General features: G+C 65.8%; 2 protein-coding genes. One reads left to right on the top strand and one right to left on the bottom strand.

Annotated elements, in window-relative coordinates:
- Positions 1-184: 184 nt before the first annotated feature.
- Positions 185-958 (bottom strand): SDR family oxidoreductase, encoded by a 774-nt coding sequence (locus AB4Y84_RS19770; protein ID WP_442250739.1) that lies wholly within the window; start codon positions 956-958, stop codon positions 185-187.
- Between the two features lie 116 nt (positions 959-1,074).
- Here AB4Y84_RS19770 and AB4Y84_RS19765 point away from each other — a divergent pair, with 116 nt between their 5' ends.
- On the top strand, positions 1,075-1,983 hold the full coding sequence (locus tag AB4Y84_RS19765; protein WP_442250738.1) for a LysR family transcriptional regulator: 909 nt from the start codon (positions 1,075-1,077) through the stop codon (positions 1,981-1,983).
- Positions 1,984-2,241: the final 258 nt, after the last annotated feature.

Below are 2,241 nucleotides of genomic sequence, written 5' to 3'. Positions count from 1 at the left end.
GGCGCAGGTCGTGCGGAAGAACATGGCAGGCGCTCCGGCCCTGGAACTGGCCGCTATTGTGCCCGTGAACGCCCTGAAGCTGTCCACTTGGGGATCAACAGTAGATCCACGCCATGCGTGGATGAAGCCAGGAGCATCCACGCATGGCGTGGATCCACGGCACGAACTCAAGCCTCGCGTGTCTCTACTTTGTGGTGTAACCACCGTTTACGAGGATGGTCTGCCCGGTCATCCACCAGCCGTCGGTCACCAGGAAGCGGATCCACGGCACGATGTCGGCGATGTCGGTCAGGCCGGTACGGGTGAATGCCGACAGCGCCGCGGCGGTCTTGTGATACGCCTGCGCATCGGCACTCTCGGCCGGATAGAAGAACGGCGTATCCATGGGCCCGGGACCGATCGCAGTCACCGAAATCCCACGCTCGCCAAATTCCTTCGATGCTGCGCGGGTGAAGTGTTCCACTGGCGCCTTGGTGCCGGCGTAGCTGGAATAGAACGGCGTGAACGCACCGAGCAGCGACGTCACCAGCGTGCAGATGCGGCCACCGTCGTTGACATGGCGTCCGGCCTCCTTGAGAAAGAAGAACGCCGTCTTCGCGTTGACCGCGCTCATCTGGTCGTACTCCGCTTCGCTGATCTCCAGCATCGGCTTCTTCAGCACTTTGCCGACAGTGTTGATGGCGATGTCAGGGCGACCGACGGCGGCAACCGCGTCGGCGAACAGCCGCTCCATCGCTGCGGYCGAGGTCAGATCGGCCTGCAACGCCACGGCCTTGGCACCTGCGGCCTGCACGGCTGCAACGGTCGCCTCGGCATCGTCCTGTGTAGCGGCGCTGTTGTAGTGGATGACGATGGCCTTGGCGCCCTGCTCGGCGAAGTCACGGGCGATCAGCCCGCCGAGGTTCTTGGCACCGCCGGCGATCAACACGGTCTTGCCCTGGATACGGTGGTCGGTCATGGCATCGGTCCCGGAAAGGGGCTGCCGGACTGGCAACCCTGTGCTGACGACGATATCGTGCAGAAATCGCGGATAAAGCCCGCAACATTGACTTAACTTTCCAGAGCGGGCGAACAATGGACCGGATCGAGCGTTTCCGCATCTTTGCCAGGGTGGTGGAGTGCACCAGCTTCACCCGCGCCGCCGACCAGCTCGGCCTGCCCCGCTCCACCGTCTCGGCGGCCGTGGCAGAACTGGAACAGCGCCTGGGTACGCGCCTGCTGCAGCGCTCCACCCGCAGGGTCTCCACCACCCACGATGGCGACACCTTCTACGCGCGCTGCCTGCGCCTGATCGCCGAAATGGAAGATGCCGAGTCGCTGTTCCGCACGGACGACGCGCAGCCGAGGGGCTTGTTGAAGATCGATGTACCCAGCCGGATCGGCCGCCGCATCATCGCCCCGGCCCTGCCGGACTTCTTCGCACGGCACCCCCAGGTCGAGMTGGACCTGGGCATGACCGATCGCGCGGTGAATCTGATCGAGGACGGCTGCGATGCGGTGCTGAGGGTGGGCCAGCTGGGTGACTCCAGCCTGGTGGCCCGCACGCTGGGCCAGCTGGACTTCGTCAATGTTGCCGCGCCGGCGTACCTGCACGCGCACGGCGTACCGCAGCACCCCACCGACCTGCAGCAGCACCGCGCGGTGAACTATGCGTCGCCGACCACGGCRCGGGTGGAGCCGTGGGAATGGCAGGACGGCGCGCAGCTGCGCACGCTGCCGATGCCCGGCTGGGTGCGGGTGAACAGCGCCGAGGCGTCGATTGCCTGCTGCGTAGCAGGGCTGGGACTGCTGCAGATTCCACGCTACGACGTGCAGGCCGAACTGCAAACCGGTGCGCTGGTGGAAGTGATGCCCCAGTACGCGGCGCAGCCGCTGCCGGTGACCCTGTTGCTGCCGCACCGGCAGCATCGCGCGCAACGTGTGCAGGTGTTCCTGGATTGGCTGGTGCCGCTGATGCGTGAGCGGCTGCAGTTGCAGGGGTGATCGGCCGGGCGGCTGCCCGGCGCCCGCAGATGCAACTGCAACTACAAAAGCCAGAGCGGCTCTGGGTTGTTGCTTGGTTGGCGGGGAGGGGGGCAGCTGGCGGGACACGCCGCAAGTACGTCCCTGTAGGCTCGGCCACGGCATCCATGCCGTGGACGGTCCCGCCAGCTGCCCCCTCCCCGCCTTCGACAATTTCCCGATGACGGTTGGTGGATCCACGCCATGCGTGGATGAGGTGTATCGGAAAGCAAGAAGGGG

It is taken from the genome of Stenotrophomonas sp. 2YAF22 (genome assembly GCF_052114665.1).
GTDB classification, from domain to species: Bacteria; Pseudomonadota; Gammaproteobacteria; order Xanthomonadales; family Xanthomonadaceae; genus Stenotrophomonas; species Stenotrophomonas indicatrix.
This window is presented reverse-complemented; position numbering and strand designations above follow the sequence as displayed.